Raw genomic sequence first — 19,357 nt, 5'->3', positions numbered from 1 at the left:
GACCGGGCGATCCAGTATTCCAGAGACAGCGACGAATACGAAGAGGCCGCGGCGTACTGGATTCCCCGCTTTCGCGGGGAATGGCAGCGTCATTTTGATATGAGTGTCCTCACGCCGTTTTCGCCGCCTTTAGCCCGAGCCGTTGCTCCACGGCATCCCGCATCAAAAACTTCTGGATCTTGCCCGTCACGGTCATCGGGAATTCGTCGACGAATTCGACGTAGCGCGGGATCTTGTTGTGAGCGATCTGGCCCTCGCAGAAGGCGCGAACCTCCTCGGCCGTGAGCGTCTCGCCTGACCTGACGCGGATCCAGGCGCAGAGCTCCTCGCCGTAGCGTGTATCCGCCACGCCAAAGATCTGCACGTCCTGGATCTTGGGGTGACGATAGAGGAATTCCTCGATCTCGCGCGGATAGAGGTTCTCGCCGCCGCGGATCACCATGTCCTTGATGCGGCCGACGATGTTGCAATAGCCTTCGGCGTCGATGGTGGCGAGATCGCCGGTGTGCATCCAGCCATTGGCGTCGAGCACGTCGGCGGTCTTCTCCTCGTCCTCCCAATAGCCCAGCATGACGCTGTAGCCGCGGGTGCAGAGCTCGCCGCGTTCGCCGCGCTTGACGATCTTGCCGTCGAGATCGACGACCTTGACCTCGACATGAGGATGAATGCGTCCGACGGTGGAAACGCGGCGTTCGAGTGGATCGTCGATCGCGCTCTGGAAGCTGACCGGGCTGGTCTCGGTCATGCCGTAGGCGATCGTCACCTCCCGCATGTTCATCTCGGTGTTGACGCGCTTCATCACTTCGATCGGGCACGGCGCCCCGGCCATGATGCCGGTACGCAGCGATGTTAGATTGAACTTCGAGAACTCGGGATGATCGAGCTCTGCGATGAACATGGTCGGCACGCCGTAGACTGCGGTGCACTTCTCCTGCTCGATCGTGCGCAGTGTCGCGAGCGGATCAAAGCCCTCGCCGGGGTAGACCATGGCCGCGCCGAGCGTGACGGAGGCGAGGTTGCCCATCACCATGCCGAAACAGTGATAGAGCGGCACCGGAATGCAGATGCGGTCTGTCTCGGTGAGGCGCATCGCGCGTCCGGTGAAATAGCCGTTGTTGAGGATGTTGTGATGGGTGAGCGTCACGCCCTTCGGCGAGCCGGTCGTGCCGCTGGTGAACTGGATGTTGACGGGATCGTCGAACTGCAGCGACGCGCCGAGCGCGGCCAACTGTTCGCGGTGACGGGCGCCGCCCATGCGCGCGACCTCGTCGAACGGAATCGTGCCTGATACGGCGGGATCGCCGATCTGGATGACGATGCGCAAATCGGGGAGCCGCGCCGCTTGCAGCTGCCCGGGCCTGGCGCCGGCAAGCTCGGGGAGCAGCGTATTGAGCATCTCCATGTAGTTGCTGGTCTTGAAGGCTGTCGCGGTGACGATCGCTGCGCAGCCGACCTTATAAAGGGCGAATTCCAGCTCGCTGAGGCGGTAGGCGGGATTGATCGTCACCAGGATCAGTCCGGCCTTGGCGGCCGCGAACTGGGTCAGTGTCCATTCCGGGCGGTTCAGCGACCAGATGCCGATCCGTGCCCCGTGCTCAAGACCGAGCGCAAGAAAACCGGCGGCGAGCGCGTCGACCCGCTCGGCAAATTCCTTCCAGGTCCATCGCACGCCATGACTCGGCGAGACCAGCGCTTCACGATCGGGCCAGCGCCGCACGGCCAGGTCGAGGCTGCGGCCGATAGTGTCGCCGAGCAGCGGCGTATCGGAGATGCCACATACATAGCTTTCAGCTTTGTCCGCCAAGGTCGTGTCCTCCAGCCTGGTTCATGATGGCCGCGTGCCCCGAGGGCGAGGGCCTTCGGGGCACGGTACATCCTGTTCTCGGCGCGCGCGACAGGGCGCGCCTTAGACTTAAGGGGCTATGCCGCCCTCTGGCCGCTTCCGGCATCGAGCCCGGCATAGACGCCGCGCTCGAAGCCGGCGTAGGCCTCGAGGCACTCCTTATCGACGAATGGCAGGAGTTGCATCAGGATGACGCCCGTAACGTCGCGTGACGGGTCGATCCAGAAATAGGTGTTGGCAAGTCCGGCCCAGGCGAGGCTGCCGGCGCTGCGGCCTTCAGCAGTCTTGACCGTGTTGATGAGGAAGCTGAGGCCCCATTTCTTCGTCTGCTCCGGGTAGAGATCGACGTCGTTGGTGTACATCGGTGCCACGGACGTCAGCTTGGTGACGTTGAGATCGCCGATGTGGTTCTGGCTCATCGTCGCGATCGTCTCGGGCCGGAGCACCTGGTTGCCGTTGCCGCGGCCCTTGTTGAGGATCATCTGGGTGAACTTGATGTAGTCGCCGGCAGTGCTGTAAAGGCCGCCGCCGCCCATGTGGAATTCCGGGTTCTGTTCGATCTCGAACAGGATCGGCGCCAGCGATCCATCCTCGCCGCGTGCATGCGTGGCGACCAGCCGCTGGCGCATGTCGTCGGTGATCTTGAACGCGGTATCGCTCATGCCAAGCGGCGTGAACAGATTGTCGCGCAAGTAAGCATCGAGCTTCTTGCCGCTGACGGCCTCCACGGCCTTGCCGACGAAGTCAATATTGATGCCATATTCCCAGCGTGTGCCAGGGTCGGACATGATCGGCGTCTTCAGCGCGACGTTCTGGCAGGAAAAGATGTTCGGGGTCCCGGTCTTCTCCAGATATTGAGCGCAGTCGCCGTTCCACACGTTGTAGCAGAAGCCGGCCGTATGGGTCAGGAGCTGACGTAGCGTGATCGGTCGCGATGCCGGGCGCAGCTTCGGCGCGCCGCTGGCGTCAAAACCTTCGAGCACTTGCACTGAGGCGAGGTCCGGCAACACCGTGCTGATCGGCGCTTCGAGCGAAAGCTTGCCCTGCTCGACCAGCTGCATCGCACCTGCCGCGGTGACCGCCTTCGTCATCGAGGCGATCCAGAATACGCTGTCCACCGTCATCGCATCGGGCTTGGACAGGTCGCGTTTGCCGAACGCGCCTTCGTACAGCACGTCCTTACCGGTCGCGGCGATGGCGACGACGCCTGGAATGGCCTTCGCATCGCTCTTCTGGCGCAGAACCTGATCGATCTGGGCTTTGCTTTGCATGCGCGTTTCCTCCGGTTTGATTATTGTTGGAAGTGATCGATTGTCCTCCCGGCAACCACGTGCGGCAAGCATCTCAACCCCCGCGCCGTTCGCGATGTCGTGACTTGACGGCGGGTCACGTGCGAAGGACGACAGGCGAACCAAACTGCAACACCTCGTCACAATCGGCGGTGGATGACCGCACTTCGCCGAGACCTCGTAGGGTAACAGGCGGTATGCTTCGAACATACTGCTCTGAAACATTTTGTGCACCAAGGCGTTCAGAACACGGCTGAATCGACGCGGCCGGCCAAACAATTGATGCAAATCTTGGCGGCTTCGATGACCGCGAGGGGGCTTGAAATGATTTCGACCTGGAGCGAATGGAAGCGCTATCCCCGTGCTGGGCGGGGCGACAACCTCGAGGCGCCGATTTCGCCCGGCATTTACGAAGTCCGGATCGCCGGTACCGGCGCGCTATTTTCCTTCGGAGCGGTCGAGAATCTGGCGCAGGCTCTCGCACTGCTGCCGGTCGGCTCAATCTGGCGCAGGCTCTCGCACTGCTGCCGGTCGGCTCAAAGTCGTGGTTCGGCCGGCGCGACACCACGGCCGTGCCGGATCTCGAATACCGGACCTGCGCGACCTCGACCAAGGCCGATGCCAAGGCGGCCGCCGAGCACATGGTCGGCCGGCGCGAGACCTATATGAGCGGCGCAGCGTAGACCAACGACAAGACTGAGTTGGGCTGAGTTTCTGCCTACGATGCAGGACCCCTCCCGTAGGGAGAGGTTAAGAGATCGCGGCCAGGCTCAAGCAAGACAGGCTCAAGCAAGAATCGTCCTGCGCGGGCTTCGCGCTGCCCCCAGATTAGCTTGAAGCAGATTTGCGTTTGCGGGGCGATGCAAGATGCGCCGCATGCCCCTATATTCCGGGCCAATCCGACAGTCCCAGGAGCAACGTCATGACCCCGACCGCCGCCGCACGCGCCTCGCAAGCCACCTCCACCCTGCGCGACCGTCTCAAGGATCCCGCGCTGCTGCGCGAGGCCTGCTACATCGACGGCGCCTGGGTCGGCACGCCGTCGCGGCCAGTGACCAATCCGGCGAACGGTGCCGAGCTAGCCAAAATCCCCGTTATGAGCACGGCGGAGACCACGCAGGCGGTGAAAGCCGCCGAGCGGGCGTTTCCGGCCTGGGCCAAGCTGACGGCAAAACAGCGCTCCAATATCTTGCGCAAATGGTTCGAATTGATTGCAGCCAATCGCGAAGATCTGGCACTGATCCTCACCTCGGAGCAGGGCAAGCCGCTGACCGAGGCGCTCGGCGAGGTCGATATCGGTGGCGCCTATGTCGAATTTTTCGCGGAGGAGGCGCGCCGTGTCTATGGCGAGACGATCCCGACGCAGCGCCCCGATGCGCGCCTGCTTGCGATCAAGCAGCCGATCGGAGTCTGCGGCGCGATTACGCCGTGGAATTTTCCCTGCTCGATGATCACCCGCAAGGTCTCGCCTGCGCTCGCGGCCGGCTGCACCGTTGTGCTGAAGCCCGCGAACGAAACGCCGCTGACGGCGCTTGCGCTGGTCGCGCTCGCCGAAAAGGCCGGCGTGCCGAAGGGCGTATTCAATATCCTCACCGGCAATTCGTCGGCCATCGGCAAGGTGCTGTGCGAGCATCCCGCCGTGCGTTTCGTTGGCTTCACCGGCTCGACCGAGGTCGGCAAGATTCTTTATCAGCAAGCCTCCGTCGGTGTGAAGAAGCTCGGCCTCGAGCTTGGTGGCAACGCGCCCTTCGTGGTGTTCGACGATGCCGATATCGATGCCGCGGTCGAGGGCGCAATCGTCTCGAAATATCGCAACATGGGCCAGACCTGCGTCTGCGCCAACCGCATTTACGCCCAGGATAAGGTCTACGACGAGTTCGTCGAAAAGCTTTCCAAGAAAGTCGCTGCAATGAAGATCGGCGACGGCACCGAGGCCGGCGTGGTGCAGGGCCCGCTGATCAATCTGGAAGCCGTCGACAAAGTCGAAAAACACATTGCGGACGCGGTGAAGGGTGGCGCGAAGATCGTCACCGGTGGTAAGCGCCATGCGCTCGGCGGCAGCTTCTTCGAGCCGACGGTGCTCGCCAACGTCAAGCCGGACGCACTCGTTGCGCATGAGGAGACCTTCGGCCCGCTCGCGCCGGTGTTCCGTTTCAAGGACGAAGCCGAGGTGATCACGATGTGCAACAACTCGCCGTTCGGTCTCGCCTCCTACTTCTATTCCCGCGACCTCGGCCGCGTCTGGCGCGTTGCCGAGGCACTGGAGTCGGGAATGGTCGGCGTCAACACCGGCCTGATCACGACGGAAGTCGCGCCCTTTGGCGGCGTCAAGGAGAGCGGTCTCGGCCGCGAGGGTTCGCATCACGGCATGGAAGAATATGTCGAGATCAAATACGTGATGATGGCAGGGGTGTAGGCCTGTAGCCGCGGAGGGAGTGCCGTCGCCGGGATGGAGCGAAGCGAAATCCGGAACGTTCGAGCCTCGTGCGAAAGCCCGGATTGCGCTTTGCTCCGAGCTACGCCGGCCTTACCGGCGCAGCACCGCAATGGTCCTGTTTGCAAAGCTAAGCCGCTCGGCCATGACCGAGACGAAATAGGTCAGCAGCTTGTGGCTGAGCTCGGGGTCTTCGTCCCTGATCGCATCGAACTGGTGCGTGTTCAGCACGTACAGCACGCTTGCGACCTCGGCCTGGATGGTCGCGCTGCGCGGCGTGTGCGACACCAGCCCCATCTCGCCGATCGTGGTGTAGCGGCCGAGGCTCCGTACGCGCGTGGTCCGGTCGTCCTCGGCAGGGACCATGATGCCGACGCGTCCGTCGAGGATGAAGTGCATGGAATCGGCGGGGTCGCCGGCGTGCACGATGATCTCCCCGGCATCGACCTCGAGGCGCTGGCAGCGGCGGATCAGCTCGTCGGCGTCCCGTTCGCTATCGAGAATCCGCGCGAACCAGTCCCGCAAGTTGGCCTCTTCCTGAGCGAGCCCCTGATGTTGCGAGATGATCTCGTTCTCGCACCATTCCAGCGCATGATCGAGCTCGGGAATGATGGTGACGCCTTCGCTGATGAAATCGCTGGACCGCAGCACCTTTTCGGCCGCGGCCGACAGATGCACCAGGATCAGCTCGACGCCGAGGTCGCGCGCGCTGCGCTTGATCTGGGCAAAACTGTAGGCGGCCGAGGAATCGACGCCGGTCACGAGCTTGAAGTCGAACAGCAGATAGCGGCACTCCGGCCGCTCCCCGAGCAGGCGCTTGACGTGCTGATAGAGCCGGTTGGCCGAGCCGAAGAACAGGTAGCTCTGGAGATTCAGGCCCTGGATCGTGCCGCCATGGGCCAGTAGCACGTCCTGATCGTCCCGCGAGCGGTCGAGCGAAGAGCGGTATTCGGAGCCGTCAAAGCTGTATTTGATCGACTCCACCCGCGCCGCGCTGAACGCGAATGTCAGGCAGCCGATGATCACCCCGATCAGGATGCCCGGCACGAAGCCCCAGATCACGATGATCACGATGATGGCGATCAGCGACAGATATTCGAGCTTCGATAGCCGCTTGCGCGACTCGATGATCCATTTGTGGAGCTGATCGGCGCCGAGATAGAGCAGAAGGCCGCCAAGCACGAATTTCGGCATGAACCCGAGCAGATCGGGCGCGATGGCCAGCATCAAGAGCGACATCGCCGCGACGGTCAGACCCGACAGGCGTCCGCGGCCGCCGCTGCGGAAATTGAGGATCGAACGGCTGACCGAAATGCAGCCGGCATAGCCGGCGAGCGCTCCGGCCAGGATGTTGGCCGCGCCCGTGACGTTCAGCTCGCGCTCGAGATTAGCCTCGCGATGCACGGCGACCTCGATACCCGTGGTGTTGAACAGCGTGCTGGATGCCGTGACGAAGATCACGGCGACCACGTTGCCGAGCAGGTCCGGCACGGCCGGCCAAGGATAGCGGACGAGACCGTCGGTATGCCAGGGCAGCATGAAGGCGGCCGGCGGCGGAGGCTCGAAGGTCCAGCCCATGGCGCGCGCGTCCTCCGGCGAGATGCCCGCGATCCAGAACGCCACATGTGCCGTGAGCATGCCGCCGACCAGGATGATCGGCAGTCCGAACGGGCTGCGCGAGCGATGCCAGGTGAAATACAGCACCAGCGCCATCGCGCACGCCGCCCCCAGTTCCGACAGCATGATGCCGCTCGTGAAGCCCAGCAGCGTCCCGAACTGCACCGGATGATTGGTGATGACCCGGATGGCGCCCATGACGATCAGAAGTCCGGTGGCGCCGAGGAAGCCGCCGACCACGGGAAAAGGCACGGAGCGGATCGCGCGGCCCATCCGTGTCAGTCCCAATCCACACAGAGTGAGTCCGGTCAGAACGGTCGACAGGCCGAGCGTGATCAATACGGACGAGAGCAATGGTGCTGGCAGATTCGCCGTCTCGATGCGTTCGACCAGCGAGGCGGCCAGGATTCCCGTCACCGCGGCGGTGGAGCTGTCCGGTGCGGCAATCGCAAAGGGCAGAGAGCTTCCGAATCCGATGATGGCCGCAAGCACGGCGGAGCTGATGAAGGTCGCGGCGATTCCGTAGGACAGATAGGGGGAGAGCGGACCGGCGAAGATCAGCAGCGCATAGGAAAGCCCAAAGGTGACGGTCAGGACACTCGCTGCGCTTCCGCCCAGTATATCATTCAGCGCACGCTTGATGGCCGGATCGAATCGAGCGGCCGGACTGTAGGTGATTGCTGGATCTGTCACGCCCTTGTGCTCGCCCCTGAAAATTTCCGTCCGAGACGTAGACGACTGCGAGCCTAGCGCAAAAGGATTTTTGCAAATATGAAATCGCCAACAGTTTCGGGCGATCTCTCGATGTCGTCCTGGCGAAAGCCAGGACCCATTACCCAGGGAGAAGTCGTGGAGCGAAATCGGTTAACCGCGAGTCTTCGCCAAACCCTGTCCTGTGGTAATGGGTCCTGGATCAGCGCTCGCTCTGCTCGCTTGTCCAGGACGACAGTGAATGTGAATGGCGGTCAACGTCGGAGGGGCGTCCTCGCCCGATGACTTGCGACCGCGCTAGATCTTCAGCTCTTTTCCCGTCATCCGCCGATACGCTTCCAGATATCTCTTGCTCGTCGCCTCGACCACGCTTGCCGGGAGCGGCGGGGGCGGGGCGTCGCCGTTCCAGCGGCCGGCGCGGCGTTCGACATCCAGGTAGTCGCGCAAGGGCTGCTTGTCGAAGCTGGCCTGCGGCTGGCCTGGCCTGTAGGCGTCGACCGCCCAGAAGCGCGAGCTGTCCGGCGTCATCACCTCGTCGATCAGGATGATGCGGCCGTCCTTGTCGCGGCCGAACTCGAACTTGGTGTCGGCGATGATGATGCCCTGCTCACGCGCGAGCTCCTCACCGAGCGTGTAGATCGCGCGCGTCATGCTCTCCAGCGTATGGGCGACCTCGTCGCCGACGATCTCGCGCATCCGCGCGATCGTGATGTTCTCGTCATGGCCGGTCTCGGCCTTGGTCGCCGGGCTGAAGATCGCAGGATTGAGTTTTTCACTCTCGACGAGGCCTGCCGGCAGCTTCTCGCCGGCGAGCGTGCCGGACGCCGCGTATTCCTTCCAGGCGGAGCCGGAGATGTAGCCGCGGATCACGCATTCGATCGGAAACACGGTGGTGCGCTTGCACAGCATCGCGCGGCCGAGGATGTCGGCGCGGTGCGCTTTCAGCGCTGGCACGGCTGCGATGATCTCGTCGGTGTTGGCGCTGATGACGTGATGCGGCACCACGCCCTCAAGCTCTCTGAACCAGAAGGCGCTGATTTGCGTGAGCACCGCGCCCTTCATCGGGATGGTCTCGCCCATCACGACGTCGAAGGCGCTGATACGGTCGGTGGTGACGAGCAGCAGGCGATCGTCATCAACGGCGTAGATATCGCGTACCTTGCCACGCCCGATCTTGGGGAGCGGCAGTTCACTGGTCAGCATCGTGGTCATCGGCAGGGCCTTCAGGCAGGAGATCTTAGGGCCGCGCGACAGCGCGGCCCAGGATCGGGATAGCCTATTCCGGCAGCGGAATGAATTCGTGTTCCTGCGGAACCGCCGCGAAGCGACCGGTTTTCCAGTCCTGCTTGGCCTGCTCGATCCGCTCCTTGCTGGAGGACACGAAATTCCACCAGATGTGGCGTGGCCCCTCGAGTGCATCGCCGCCGAGAAACATCATCCGCGTCGGCCTTACGGCCTTCACGGTGATGCGATCGCCGGGCCGGAAGATCAGCAGGCGCGGCCCCTCATACCGTTCGTTGGCGATCTCGACCTCGCCGTCGACGACATAGATCGCGCGTTCCTCGTGATCGGGATCGAGCGGCACGCGCGCGCCCGCCACCGCCGTGACCTCGGTATAGAACCAGGGCGAGACCATCGTGACCGGCGATGTGATGCCGAACGCGGAGCCGGCGATCACCCGCGCGGTGAAATCGCGCTCGGAGATCATCGGCAGATCGCCCGCGGCGTAGTGCTGGAATGACGGGGCGATCTCTTCCGATGCCGCCGGCAGTGCGATCCAGCTTTGCAACCCCAGCATCTTCTGACCCGAGGCGCGCTGCGTATCGGGCGTGCGCTCGGAATGCGCGATGCCGCGGCCTGCGGTCATCAGATTCATCGCGCCGGGCTGGATCTCCTGGATGTTGCCTTCGCTGTCGCGGTGCATGATCGCGCCGTCGAACAGATAGGTGACGGTGGCAAGGCCGATATGCGGATGCGGCCGCACGTCCATGCCCTTCCCGGAGACGAATTGCACCGGTCCGAAATGATCGAAGAAGATGAAGGGCCCGACCATCTGCCGCTTGCCATGCGGCAGCGCGCGGCGGACTTCAAATCCATCGCCGAGATCACGGGTGCGCGGCACGATGACGAGATCGAGCGCATCGCATGTTTTGGGATCGCCGAGCACGGGATCGTTGTCGGGCATCCAGCTCATGGTGGACTCCTTTTGGCTTTCTTGGGCGCGAGCCTAGCAGGAATTTGCAGCGCCGTCGCGACAAAGGCCGGCCACAAACTCCACTGTCATCGCCAGGTCCGGTCTCCGCCAAGGCTCCGACGAGGCTCGCAAACTCGGCTCGCCGAAGCTTCAGCGGAGGCTGCAAGCCGGGCGATGACAGTGTGCGTGGGGGATGCGGATGGTCCTTGAAAAAGCCGGTGTAACGAACGATGTTCGGCCGATCTCAACCGTGATCGACCGCAGCATTCGATGACAACAGCCGCTCTCGAGCTCGCCTTCCGCTCCGCCAGCGTCGCGCTGCTGCTGGTGCTGGCTGCGTCATTGGTCGCCGATTTCCGCAACGTGCTGGCGGGGCGGCTCGGTGCTGCTCTCGCACTGGGCTTGGCCGCGCATGCGGTGAGCTATTCGGTTGGTGTCACGTCTCGGATCCCGGCATCGCATGCGCCGCTAGTTGCGCTATCGACCGGTAACATCGTCGTGTTCTGGCTGTTCACGCGCGCGCTGTTCGACGACGAGTTTCGCTTAAGCTGGTGGCACGGATGGGTCTGGGCGCTGGTGACGGCGTTCAGCTTCGCAGGCTGCGTCTGGATTGCGCCTGGCGGCCACGTACGGTTTTCGGTGACGGTGGTCAACCTGATCGTGCTCGGCTTCATCGCGCTTGCGATTGGGCAGACGATCGCCTCGTGGCCGGCCGACCTGGTCGAGCGCCGCCGCCGCGTTCGCGTCTTCCTCGTCTGTGCCGGCGCGCTCTATGGCGGGGTGAATGCGCTGCTTCAGATCTCCGTCGCGGGTTATCGCGTCGGCGATGCCGCCGATACGATCAATGCCGGCGTGCTCGCCTGCATCGTCGCGGCCATCGCCTACGCCATGATGCGGGTCGATGCCGCCGATCTGTTTCCGGTTGTCGCCGAGGCCGCACCGGCGGTCATTTTCCGCCCGCAAGCTAGCGAAGACGCCGCCGACCAGAAGCTGATCGACGCCCTGATGCGGCTGATGGCAGACGAGCGGATCTACCGCCAAGAGAACATCACCATCGGCGCGCTGGCGGGCCGGCTCAAGATTCCGGAATACCGGTTGCGCCGGCTGATCAACCAGCGGCTTGGCTACCGCAACTTCAATGTGTTCCTGAACAACCACCGGATCGAGGAAGCCAAGGCCGCGCTGGCCGATCCCTCGCAGGCCGAAGTGCCCGTCATCACCATCGCGATGGATGCCGGCTTCCAGTCCCTCGGCCCGTTCAACCGCGCCTTCAAGGCGGTCACGGGCGTGACACCGACGGAATATCGGCGCCTCAAGGCCGATGTGGCTTAGTTTTATGCCTTTGAAATCACAGGATAACTCTAGAATCGGCCAGGTCCGATCAGTTTCAACCTGGTCATTTTCCAAATCCGGCGAGCTGCCATCGGCCCGCTCTGGTCCTTCTCCGGTATTCGCCCCAAAGCCGGAGAAAGCCCGTGACCCGCCGCCGCAAGATCGTCCTCCTCACCACCGCCATTGCCTGTACAGGCCTCGCGCTCGCCGCGGCGAGGGCCCGTGACGTGCCCAAGGTTGCGACTGGCTTCATCGCCCACACGCTCTGTTCGGAGACGTTCGTCTCCGGCCTCGATCCCAGCCGCAATCTCGCCGAGACCACGGATGCGATGCCGGGCGCGGGCCCGCTCACCTGGGCGATGGATTTTCAGGTCGATCGTGCGCGCAAGGACGTGACCGTGTCTCTGTTCGGCATCGGCCGCAGCCATGCCGTCTATCGCGAGGGGCTCGGCTGCACGCTCGAGCACGGCCAGGGGATCACCGACGTCGCGTTGTCGCCGGATGACAAGCAGCCTGCCTTGCTGCCGGAGATCGCCGGCCCGGGACTGATGGCGCCGCAAAGCGAAGGACTGTCAACCGCGCTCGACCGTGCCTTCGCCGAGCCAGCGCAAGCGCCTTATCGGCGCACCCGTGCGATCGTTGTCATGAAAGCCGGCCGCATTATCGCCGAGCGCTATGCCGATGGCATCGGACCGGAGACGCCGCTGCTCGGCTTCTCCATGACCAAGTCGGTGACCTCGGCGCTGACAGGCATTCTGGTGCGCCAGGGTAAACTCAAGCTCGACGGGCCCGCGCCGATCGCCGCCTGGCAGAGTCCGGACGATCCGCGCCATGCCATCACCGTCGACCAATTGCTGCGCCACACCGCCGGGCTCGCGCTCGGAAGCTCGTTGCAGGCGTCGCTCGGCTCTGTGCTCGAGCCGGTCAACACGATGAAGTATGCGGAAAACGACATGGCCGCCTTTGCCGAGCGCGCGCCGCTTGCGACCGCGCCGGGCACGGCCTGGAACTATCACGACGGCAACTTCCTCATCCTCGCGCAGCTGATTCGCAATGCCGCCGGCGGTAAGCCCGCAGATGCGCTTCGCTTCGCGCGCCGCGAACTGTTCGCGCCGCTCGGCATGGTCAACGTCATGATTCAGCTCGACGGCGCCGGCACGATCGAGGGCTCCGGCGAAATGCTGGCGTCGGCACGCGACTGGGCGCGCTTCGGCCAGCTCTATCTTGACGACGGCGTCGTTGGCGGCAAGCGTATCCTGCCCGAGAGCTGGGTGAACTATTCCGCGACGGCCACGCCGAACGGCTGGGTCGGCATCGGCGCCGGCTTCTGGACCAATCGTGGCGACAGTTTTGGCGCGAACTACCGCATCGAGCACGGTTGGCCGTGCGATGCCTTCTTCGCCAAGGGCACGATCGGGCAATATGCGATCGTGATCCCGTCCGAGCGCCTGGTGATCGTGCGCCTCGGCCGCTCGCCGAACTGGCCGCCGGAGGTGGACGGGGTGTTTCAGCTTGTAAGCGACGTGGTTGCGGCGACGCATGACAAGGCGAAGATGGCGGGTGGGAACTGAGCTGGCGAACTCCTCTTCCCTTCTCCCTTGCGGGAGAAGGTGGCACAGGCCGCTTTCGTCGGCCGTTCTTAAGAGAATGGCGCCGGATGAGCGGTTCTCTCCGCGAACTCAATTGTGAAAGGTTCACGCGCGGAGAGAGACCCCTCACCCGGCTTCGATGCTTCGCATCGAATCCACCCTCTCCCGCAAGGGGAGAGGGTGTGTCAGCGCGGCGCTAACTCACTGCCTCCCCAGCTGCGTTGCCTTCGCCACGCGATCGAACCGCTCCAGCGATAGGATCGCATCCGCGAATTGTTCAGCGCGTGCATTCAGCACCGGGCGTGCCAGCGTCAAGAATTTCTGTTGCATTGCCTGCGCGTCAGGGAATGAGGTCGGTTCGCCGGATGGGTCGGCGTGCAGTCGCTCGTGCACACCGTCGTCGGTGGTGATGCTGACGCGCGCGCCGAACGGATGGACGCGGCCTTCCAGCCGCGAATCCTGCACCACCTCGAACTTGTCGGCGAGCGCGTCGATCGCGGCATCGCCAAGTCGTTTGTAATCGTCCCAGCCGAAGCTGCCCTGGTCGAGCGCAAGCGCGCCGGTGAAGAACATCGAGAACTGGCCCCCGACGATCGAGCGCGGGTGCCGCTTGGTCGGGGCATCGCCGGTCAGCGTGATGCCGTTGCGGTGCAGGCCGATCTCGACACGCTTGACCTGCTCGGGCGTCAGATTGTGCTCGCGCCGCATCGCGATCAGCGCGTCGATTGCGGCGTGGGTATAGCGGCAGCTCGGATAGGGTTTGACGCCGATCTTCATGGTCTCGTAGCTCTTGCCGAGTTCGGCGACGGCCTTGTCCGGATGCGCGTCGTCGGTGTAGCCGACGAGCAGGCCGTGCTTGCCCTCGACCGATTCCGTCGAACCCACGAAATCGTTGCGCGCCAGCGTGGCGGCGATCACGCCGTTCATCGCGGCGGCGCCGACCTGATAGCGCTTGTTCCAGGCGCCGCTGAGCAGAAACTGCAGCGAGCCCGCGGCCTGGCTGCCGGAGACGCCGAAGGCTGAGATGATCTGCGTCTCGGAGAGGCCGAACAGCTTGCCGGCTGCGGCCGCCGCGCCATAGGTGCCTGCGGTCGCGGTCGGATGAAAGCCGCGGGCGTAGTGCGAAGTCGGATCGAGCGCGTTGCCGAGCCGGCAGCAGACCTCATAGCCCGCAACGATCGCGGTCAGCACGTCGCGTCCGGAGGCGCCGACCATCTCGCCGACCGCGAACGCGGCCGGCACCACCGGCGCGCTCGGATGCAGCGAGGAATCGGCATGCGTGTCGTCGAAATCGAGGGAGTGGCCGAGGGCACCGTTGAGGAGTGCGGCGACCGCCGGCGTCCAGGTTTTGGTATCGCCGAACACGGTGGATTCGCCCTTGCCGTCGAGCGCCAGCGCTTCCAGCATCTTCAGCAGCGACGGCGTCGATTCCGCCTCGCGCCGTGCGCGAATGGCGCTGCCGAGGAAATCGAGCGTCAGCACCTTTGCGCGCTCAAGTACCTCCGCTGGAATATCCTCATATTTTAGCTTGGCGACATAGGCCGCGAGCGTTGCGGTTTCGTGGGCCATCGTGTTTCCTCGTTTTGGCCGGCAGGGTAGGCGGGCGGATTTCCCCTTTCAAGCCGCCTCGCGGCCACGGGTATCAGCTATGCTTTTGGTCGGTTGACGAGGATGGGACCGGGACGTTTGACGATGGTAGGCGTAAGACAGCTGTTCGACCGGCTCTGGTTGCGAAAGACCCAGTTGGGGCTGGCGGTCCGGGTCACGGTGGCCGCCACCGCCGCCTATGCACTCGCCACCGCGCTACACCTGTTGTTGCCACTCTGGGCTGTGCTGACGTCCATCATCGTGACTCAGATGAGCGTAGGGCGCTCGCTCAAGGCGACGCGCGACTACATGCTGGGCACGATCGGCGGCGCCGTCTACGGCGGCGCCATCGCAATCCTGATCCCCTATTCCGGCGAACTGGGCCTGCTGTGTTTGCTGGTGCTGGCCGTGGCGCCACTTGCCTATATCGCGTCGATCTATCCGAATCTGAGCTCTGCAACGGTGACGGCCGTAATCGTGCTTGTGCTTCCGACCATGCATCATGCCGATCCCATGGCCTCGGCGATCGATCGCGTCAGCGAGGTTTCGGTCGGCGCCGTGACGGGGCTGCTCGTCTCGTTCCTGGTGCTGCCGTCGCGCGCGGTACGGCAGATTCGCGCGAGCGCTGCCAAGCTGCTCGAGCTGATTGCGGAGGCCTTTACCGAACTGCTCGCGGGTCTGACGCGCGGCCGCGACAACGATGCGTTGCATCGGATTCAGGACGGGATCGGCGCCGCAATGGTCGGCATGAATACCATTGGTGCCGAAGCCGAGCGCGAGCGTTCCGCGCGATTGTCCAGCGGACCGGATACCGGCCCGTTGCTGCGCACGATCTTGCGGCTGCGCCACGACGTCGTGATGATCGGCCGCGCGACCGTGGTGCCACTGCCCGTCGAGGTGCAGGTCAGGCTCGCGGCACCCCTGACAGAGGTCAGCGCGGCGATCGTGCGCTTCCTGAAGTCGGCGGCCGACGCCATGCGCGAGGGTGCCGGCGCGCCGCCGATCCACCCCGTGCACGTCGCGCTCCAGCACTATGCCGAGGCGGTTGCCGCCGTCCGTCAGGACGGCGTGATCCGCGGACATCCCGGCGACACCGCGGAGCGCTTCTTCGCCCTCGGCTTCTCGCTGGAGCAGATGCACCAGAATCTCTGCGACCTCGATCGCGTCATCGGCGAGTGGTCCGAAGCTGTGGCCGATGGGCCGGTGAAAGCGGCGGAATAATTAGCGGACCGGCTCCTCGATCCTTCCCATCATGCCGCGGGCCACGAGCTTGTGGAACGGTGTGATGAGCATGAGGTAGGTCCGGCCGAGGAAATTGTTTGTCTTCACCAGAGTGGTCACGGTGACCTGGCGGCTCGCTGCATCCCCGGCCACGTCGACGACAATGCGAAAATCGAGGTGAGAATCGTCGAAGCCGGCGACCAGCCGCTCGGGCGTCTCGCTCAACACTGGAAACAGGCCGATCAAGCCGCCGGGCGCAGGTGCGCCTTCGCCCGATTTTTTCAGCCCGAACGGCGTCACCAGAATATTACGCAGGCGCACCAGCGCATCGACCCAGCGTGGTCCGTTCAAGACCATCCGTGTGCAGGCCTCACGGGCGTTGACTGCCGCGGTGCCAATGTCGACGCGAAAGGCGTCGATGAACTGCGCGCCTGACAGCACCGTGCCGGTATCGACGTTCGGGGTGATTTCGCGAACGGGACTTGTCATCCCGGGATTTTGCGCGTCAGCATCCGAAAGCGCAAGATCAAGAGGCCGGCATAGACGAACGATCCGATCGACAATCCGATCCAGACGCCGACCGCGCCGAGGCCGGCGTGGAAGGCGAGAACCCAGGCGATCGGGAAGCCGACGCACCAATAGCCTATTGCCGCGAACACCAATGTCATCTGGGTGTCATTGATGCCGCGCAGCGCGCCGCCCATGATGGTCTGCAACGCATCGGCGATGAAGAAGGTCGCGCCGACCAGAAGAAGCGTCGCGGTCAGATTGACAGTCGGTGCGCTCGCCTCGCTGCTTCCGAAGAACAGCCGTCCGAGCTCATAGCGGCCGAGGATGATCGCAACCGTCAGCACCGCGACGAACGTAATCCCGAGCAGGGCTGCGACGAGACCCGCGCGTCGGACGCCCGCCGGGTCGTCGCGGCCGAAGGCGTGGCCGACCCGCACCGTCGCAGCCATGCCGATGCCGAGCGGGACCATGAACAGCACAGCCGTGACCTGAAGCGCGATCTGGTGCGCGGCCAATGCGGTGGTCGAGATCAGGCCCATCAACAGCGCCGCCGAGGAGAACAGGCCGTATTCCAGCAACAGCGAGAACGAAATCGGCGCGCCGATCACGATCAGCTGGCGCATCAAGGGCCAGTCGATCCGCCAGAGATGCGCGAGCGGATGATAGTCGGCGAACGGCTTGCGCCACGCCGCAATGGCGAGTGCTGCGAGAAAGGTGCCGAGATTGACGAGCGTGGTCGCAAGCCCCGCGCCGAACAGGCCGAGCTTCGGCAAGCCGAACAGGCCATGGATCAGGCAATAGACCAGCGCGAAATTCGCGGGGATCGCCGCCAGCGTGATCCATAGCGGTGCCTGTGGCCGGTTCACCGCGCTCATCATGCTTCGCAGCGCGATGAAGCCGAGCGCCGGCGCAATGCCCCAGGCCAGACCGTTCAGATAGCGCTGCGCGAGCACGGCCGAAGGTGGCGCCTGTCCGAGCGCGATCAGTATGTGCTCGCCATAAAGCGGCGAAGCCATCATCGGCAGCGAGATGAGGAACGCAACCCACAAGCCCACGCGCAAGGAGCGGCGGATGCGTCTGACGTCGCCGGCGCCGAACGCCTGGGCTGCCAGTGGCGATACGGCCGCCATCAAGCCGAGCCCGAAGGTGAAGCTGACGAAATAGACGGTGTGCGCAAGTGCCGCAGCTGCGACGGCGTCCTCGCCGAGCCGCCCGATCAGTGCGAGATCGCTGGTGATCATCGCGATCTGCCCGAGCTGCGTCAGCATCATCGGCACTGCCAGCCGCAACGTCTCGCCGAATTCATCGGCGAGGTGGTTTTGCGCGGCGAGCTGCTGCGATGGGCGGCGGACGGTTTCGAGCATGGCCGGCCGATAACACAGCCCCACGTCGAAAACATGGCCTCCTCTCGTGTCCCGGACCGCAAAGCGCGAGCCGGGACCCAGAAGCCACGGGCACGGGCCTCGCAACATGGGCCCCGGCTCAGCAGCGCATCACCGTAGCGCGCTTTTGGTACTGCGCTGCGTCCGGGGCACGACAGGGTTTAAGCGAGGAGGCGCCTCAGCTCTTCCGTTCCGGCACGCGCTTGATCTTGGCGCCGAGTGCGTTCAGCCGTTCGTCGATGCGCTCATAGCCACGCTCGATCTGGTCGGCGTTATTGATCGTCGAGGTGCCTTCGGCGCAGACCGCCGCAAGCAGCATGGCCATGCCGGCGCGGATGTCGGGCGAGATCATCGAGGCGCCGCGCAGGCGGCTGGGCCCCGCGATGATGGCGCGGTGCGGGTCGCACAGCACGATGCGCGCGCCCATCGCGATCAGCTTGTCGACGAAGAACATCCGGGATTCGAACATCTTCTCGAACATCAGGATCACGCCCTCGCATTGCGTGGCGGTGACGATCGCGATCGACATCAAATCGGCCGGAAAGGCCGGCCAGGGCTGGTCCTCCAGCTTGGGCACGTGGCCGCCGAAATCGTCCTGGATCTTCAGCGTCTGGTTGGAGGGCACAATCAGGTCGTCGCCCTCGACCCGGCAGACGATGCCGAGCCGCTCAAAACCCATGCGGATCGAGCGCAGATGCTCGACGCCGGCGCGGACGATGCGCAAAGGCGAGCGCGTCACGGCGGCAAGTCCGATCAGCGAGCCGACTTCGATATGGTCGGGTTGGATCGCGTAAGTTGCCGAGCCAAGCGTGGCCTGCCCATGCACGATCATGGTGTTGGTGCCGATGCCCTCGATCTTCGCACCGAGTGCGACCAGGAAATTGGCGAGGTCCTGCACATGCGGTTCGGAGGCCGCGTTGCGCAAATAGGTGACGCCGTCGGCAGCGACGGCCGCAACGAGTGCGTTCTCGGTCGCGGTGACGCTCGGCTCGTCCAGGAACACGTCGGCGCCGGTCAGCTTTGGCGCGCGGAATTCCAGCCGGTCGGTCGCGGTGACCTTGGCGCCCAACTGCTCCAGCGCCAGCACATGCGTATCGAGCCTGCGCCGGCCGATGACGTCGCCGCCGGGCGGCGGCAGCATCACCTCGCCGCAGCGAGCGAGGAGGGGCCCCGCGAGCAGGATCGAGGCGCGGATGCGGACGCAGAGCTCAGGATCGAGATCGGCCGCGCGGATGCTCTTGGCATGAATGACGAGCGTGTTGCGCTCGCGCCATTCGGCCGATGCACCGACCGAGCGGATCAGCTCGACCAGCGTCTCGGTGTCGCGGATGCGCGGCACGTTCTGAAGCGTCACCGGATGTTCGGTGAGCAGGGCAGCCGCGATGATCGGCAGCGCCGAGTTCTTGTTGCCGGACGGCTCGATCGAGCCCGAGAGCCGGTGACCGCCCTCGACGATATATTGGATGGGCGCCACTGAGATTCTCGCTTTCCTGAGTTCGGTTGGGCGGGGCCGCTTCGGGGGCGGAAAATACAGAGAATTGAGCGCAGTATCAATTCTGCACTTGCCGCGGTTCAGGCCCGTCCCGCCGTCACCGGTCGCAACAGGCCGACTGACCGAAGGCCATCAACGGCGTCGATGCCACCGATC

Annotated in this window: 13 protein-coding genes and 1 pseudogene; 5 read left to right on the top strand and 9 right to left on the bottom strand. The window is 64.3% G+C overall.

Annotated elements, in window-relative coordinates; all coding sequences use genetic code 11:
• Window positions 1–109: 109 nt before the first annotated feature.
• Both SO180_RS04885 and SO180_RS04880 read right to left on the bottom strand, forming a co-directional pair.
• Window positions 110–1,804 (bottom strand): AMP-binding protein, encoded by a 1,695-nt coding sequence (locus SO180_RS04885; protein WP_449377682.1) that lies wholly within the window; start codon window positions 1,802–1,804, stop codon window positions 110–112.
• 116 nt (window positions 1,805–1,920) lie between these two features.
• Window positions 1,921–3,114, bottom strand: a complete 1,194-nt coding sequence (locus tag SO180_RS04880; protein WP_449377681.1) for a serine hydrolase domain-containing protein — start codon at window positions 3,112–3,114, stop codon at window positions 1,921–1,923.
• 342 nt (window positions 3,115–3,456) lie between these two features.
• On the opposite strand from SO180_RS04880, the pseudogene SO180_RS04875 reads away from it, so the two are divergent.
• Both SO180_RS04875 and SO180_RS04870 read left to right on the top strand, forming a co-directional pair.
• Window positions 3,457–3,815: pseudogene (locus tag SO180_RS04875) on the top strand (hypothetical protein).
• Between the two features lie 239 nt (window positions 3,816–4,054).
• The gene (locus SO180_RS04870; protein ID WP_449377680.1) at window positions 4,055–5,548 is read left to right on the top strand and encodes an NAD-dependent succinate-semialdehyde dehydrogenase; all 1,494 of its coding nucleotides are present in this window, start codon (window positions 4,055–4,057) and stop codon (window positions 5,546–5,548) included.
• 111 nt (window positions 5,549–5,659) lie between these two features.
• Here the strand turns inward: SO180_RS04870 and SO180_RS04865 are convergent, their stop codons facing one another.
• The 3 genes from SO180_RS04865 to SO180_RS04855 all read right to left on the bottom strand — a co-directional run bounded on the left by SO180_RS04865 (window position 5,660) and on the right by SO180_RS04855 (window position 10,088).
• The gene (locus tag SO180_RS04865; RefSeq protein WP_449377679.1) at window positions 5,660–7,876 is read right to left on the bottom strand and encodes an SLC26A/SulP transporter family protein; all 2,217 of its coding nucleotides are present in this window, start codon (window positions 7,874–7,876) and stop codon (window positions 5,660–5,662) included.
• 315 nt (window positions 7,877–8,191) lie between these two features.
• The gene (locus tag SO180_RS04860; RefSeq protein WP_449377678.1) at window positions 8,192–9,106 is read right to left on the bottom strand and encodes a phosphoribosylaminoimidazolesuccinocarboxamide synthase; all 915 of its coding nucleotides are present in this window, start codon (window positions 9,104–9,106) and stop codon (window positions 8,192–8,194) included.
• A gap of 64 nt (window positions 9,107–9,170) precedes the next feature.
• Window positions 9,171–10,088: a pirin family protein gene (locus SO180_RS04855; RefSeq protein WP_449377677.1), complete on the bottom strand. Its 918-nt coding sequence runs from the start codon at window positions 10,086–10,088 to the stop codon at window positions 9,171–9,173.
• A 270-nt stretch (window positions 10,089–10,358) separates the two neighbouring features.
• Between SO180_RS04855 and SO180_RS04850 the strand changes: the two genes are divergently transcribed.
• Together SO180_RS04850 and SO180_RS04845 are read left to right on the top strand one after the other, a co-directional pair.
• On the top strand, window positions 10,359–11,420 hold the full coding sequence (locus tag SO180_RS04850; protein ID WP_449377676.1) for an AraC family transcriptional regulator: 1,062 nt from the start codon (window positions 10,359–10,361) through the stop codon (window positions 11,418–11,420).
• Between the two features lie 143 nt (window positions 11,421–11,563).
• Window positions 11,564–12,991 (top strand): serine hydrolase domain-containing protein, encoded by a 1,428-nt coding sequence (locus tag SO180_RS04845; RefSeq protein WP_449377675.1) that lies wholly within the window; start codon window positions 11,564–11,566, stop codon window positions 12,989–12,991.
• Between the two features lie 219 nt (window positions 12,992–13,210).
• On the opposite strand, the gene SO180_RS04840 is transcribed toward SO180_RS04845, so the two are convergent.
• Window positions 13,211–14,578 (bottom strand): MmgE/PrpD family protein, encoded by a 1,368-nt coding sequence (locus SO180_RS04840; protein ID WP_449377674.1) that lies wholly within the window; start codon window positions 14,576–14,578, stop codon window positions 13,211–13,213.
• A 123-nt stretch (window positions 14,579–14,701) separates the two neighbouring features.
• On the opposite strand from SO180_RS04840, the gene SO180_RS04835 reads away from it, so the two are divergent.
• The gene (locus tag SO180_RS04835; protein WP_449377673.1) at window positions 14,702–15,817 is read left to right on the top strand and encodes an FUSC family protein; all 1,116 of its coding nucleotides are present in this window, start codon (window positions 14,702–14,704) and stop codon (window positions 15,815–15,817) included.
• Here SO180_RS04835 and SO180_RS04830 read toward each other — a convergent pair whose 3' ends face one another.
• The 3 genes from SO180_RS04830 to murA form a co-directional block, all read right to left on the bottom strand.
• Complete coding sequence (locus SO180_RS04830; RefSeq protein ID WP_449377672.1) at window positions 15,818–16,306, bottom strand: DUF2867 domain-containing protein; 489 nt, start codon at window positions 16,304–16,306, stop codon at window positions 15,818–15,820.
• Window positions 16,303–17,691: an MATE family efflux transporter gene (locus tag SO180_RS04825; protein WP_449377671.1), complete on the bottom strand. Its 1,389-nt coding sequence runs from the start codon at window positions 17,689–17,691 to the stop codon at window positions 16,303–16,305. Before SO180_RS04825 ends, SO180_RS04830 begins: the two co-directional genes overlap by 4 nt.
• Window positions 17,692–17,887: 196 nt before the next feature.
• Window positions 17,888–19,183 (bottom strand): UDP-N-acetylglucosamine 1-carboxyvinyltransferase, encoded by a 1,296-nt coding sequence (gene murA, locus SO180_RS04820; protein WP_449377670.1) that lies wholly within the window; start codon window positions 19,181–19,183, stop codon window positions 17,888–17,890.
• Window positions 19,184–19,357 lie beyond the last annotated feature (174 nt).

The organism is Bradyrhizobium sp. UFLA05-112 (assembly GCF_053572325.1).
Note: the sequence above shows the minus strand (reverse complement) of the source record. Positions and strands in the feature narration are given on the sequence as shown.

Excerpts from the sequence above, each read along its gene's own strand:
- SO180_RS04870 (WP_449377680.1), top strand. The coding sequence starts at position 4,055 with ATGACCCCGACCGCCGCCGCACGCGCCTCGCAAGCCACCTCCACCCTG.
- SO180_RS04850 (WP_449377676.1), top strand. The coding sequence starts at position 10,359 with ATGACAACAGCCGCTCTCGAGCTCGCCTTCCGCTCCGCCAGCGTCGCG.
- SO180_RS04825 (WP_449377671.1), bottom strand. The coding sequence starts at position 17,691 with ATGCTCGAAACCGTCCGCCGCCCATCGCAGCAGCTCGCCGCGCAAAAC.
- SO180_RS04840 (WP_449377674.1), bottom strand. The coding sequence starts at position 14,578 with ATGGCCCACGAAACCGCAACGCTCGCGGCCTATGTCGCCAAGCTAAAA.
- SO180_RS04880 (WP_449377681.1), bottom strand. The coding sequence starts at position 3,114 with ATGCAAAGCAAAGCCCAGATCGATCAGGTTCTGCGCCAGAAGAGCGAT.
- SO180_RS04835 (WP_449377673.1), top strand. The coding sequence starts at position 14,702 with ATGGTAGGCGTAAGACAGCTGTTCGACCGGCTCTGGTTGCGAAAGACC.
- SO180_RS04855 (WP_449377677.1), bottom strand. The coding sequence starts at position 10,088 with ATGAGCTGGATGCCCGACAACGATCCCGTGCTCGGCGATCCCAAAACA.
- SO180_RS04830 (WP_449377672.1), bottom strand. The coding sequence starts at position 16,306 with ATGACAAGTCCCGTTCGCGAAATCACCCCGAACGTCGATACCGGCACG.
- SO180_RS04860 (WP_449377678.1), bottom strand. The coding sequence starts at position 9,106 with ATGACCACGATGCTGACCAGTGAACTGCCGCTCCCCAAGATCGGGCGT.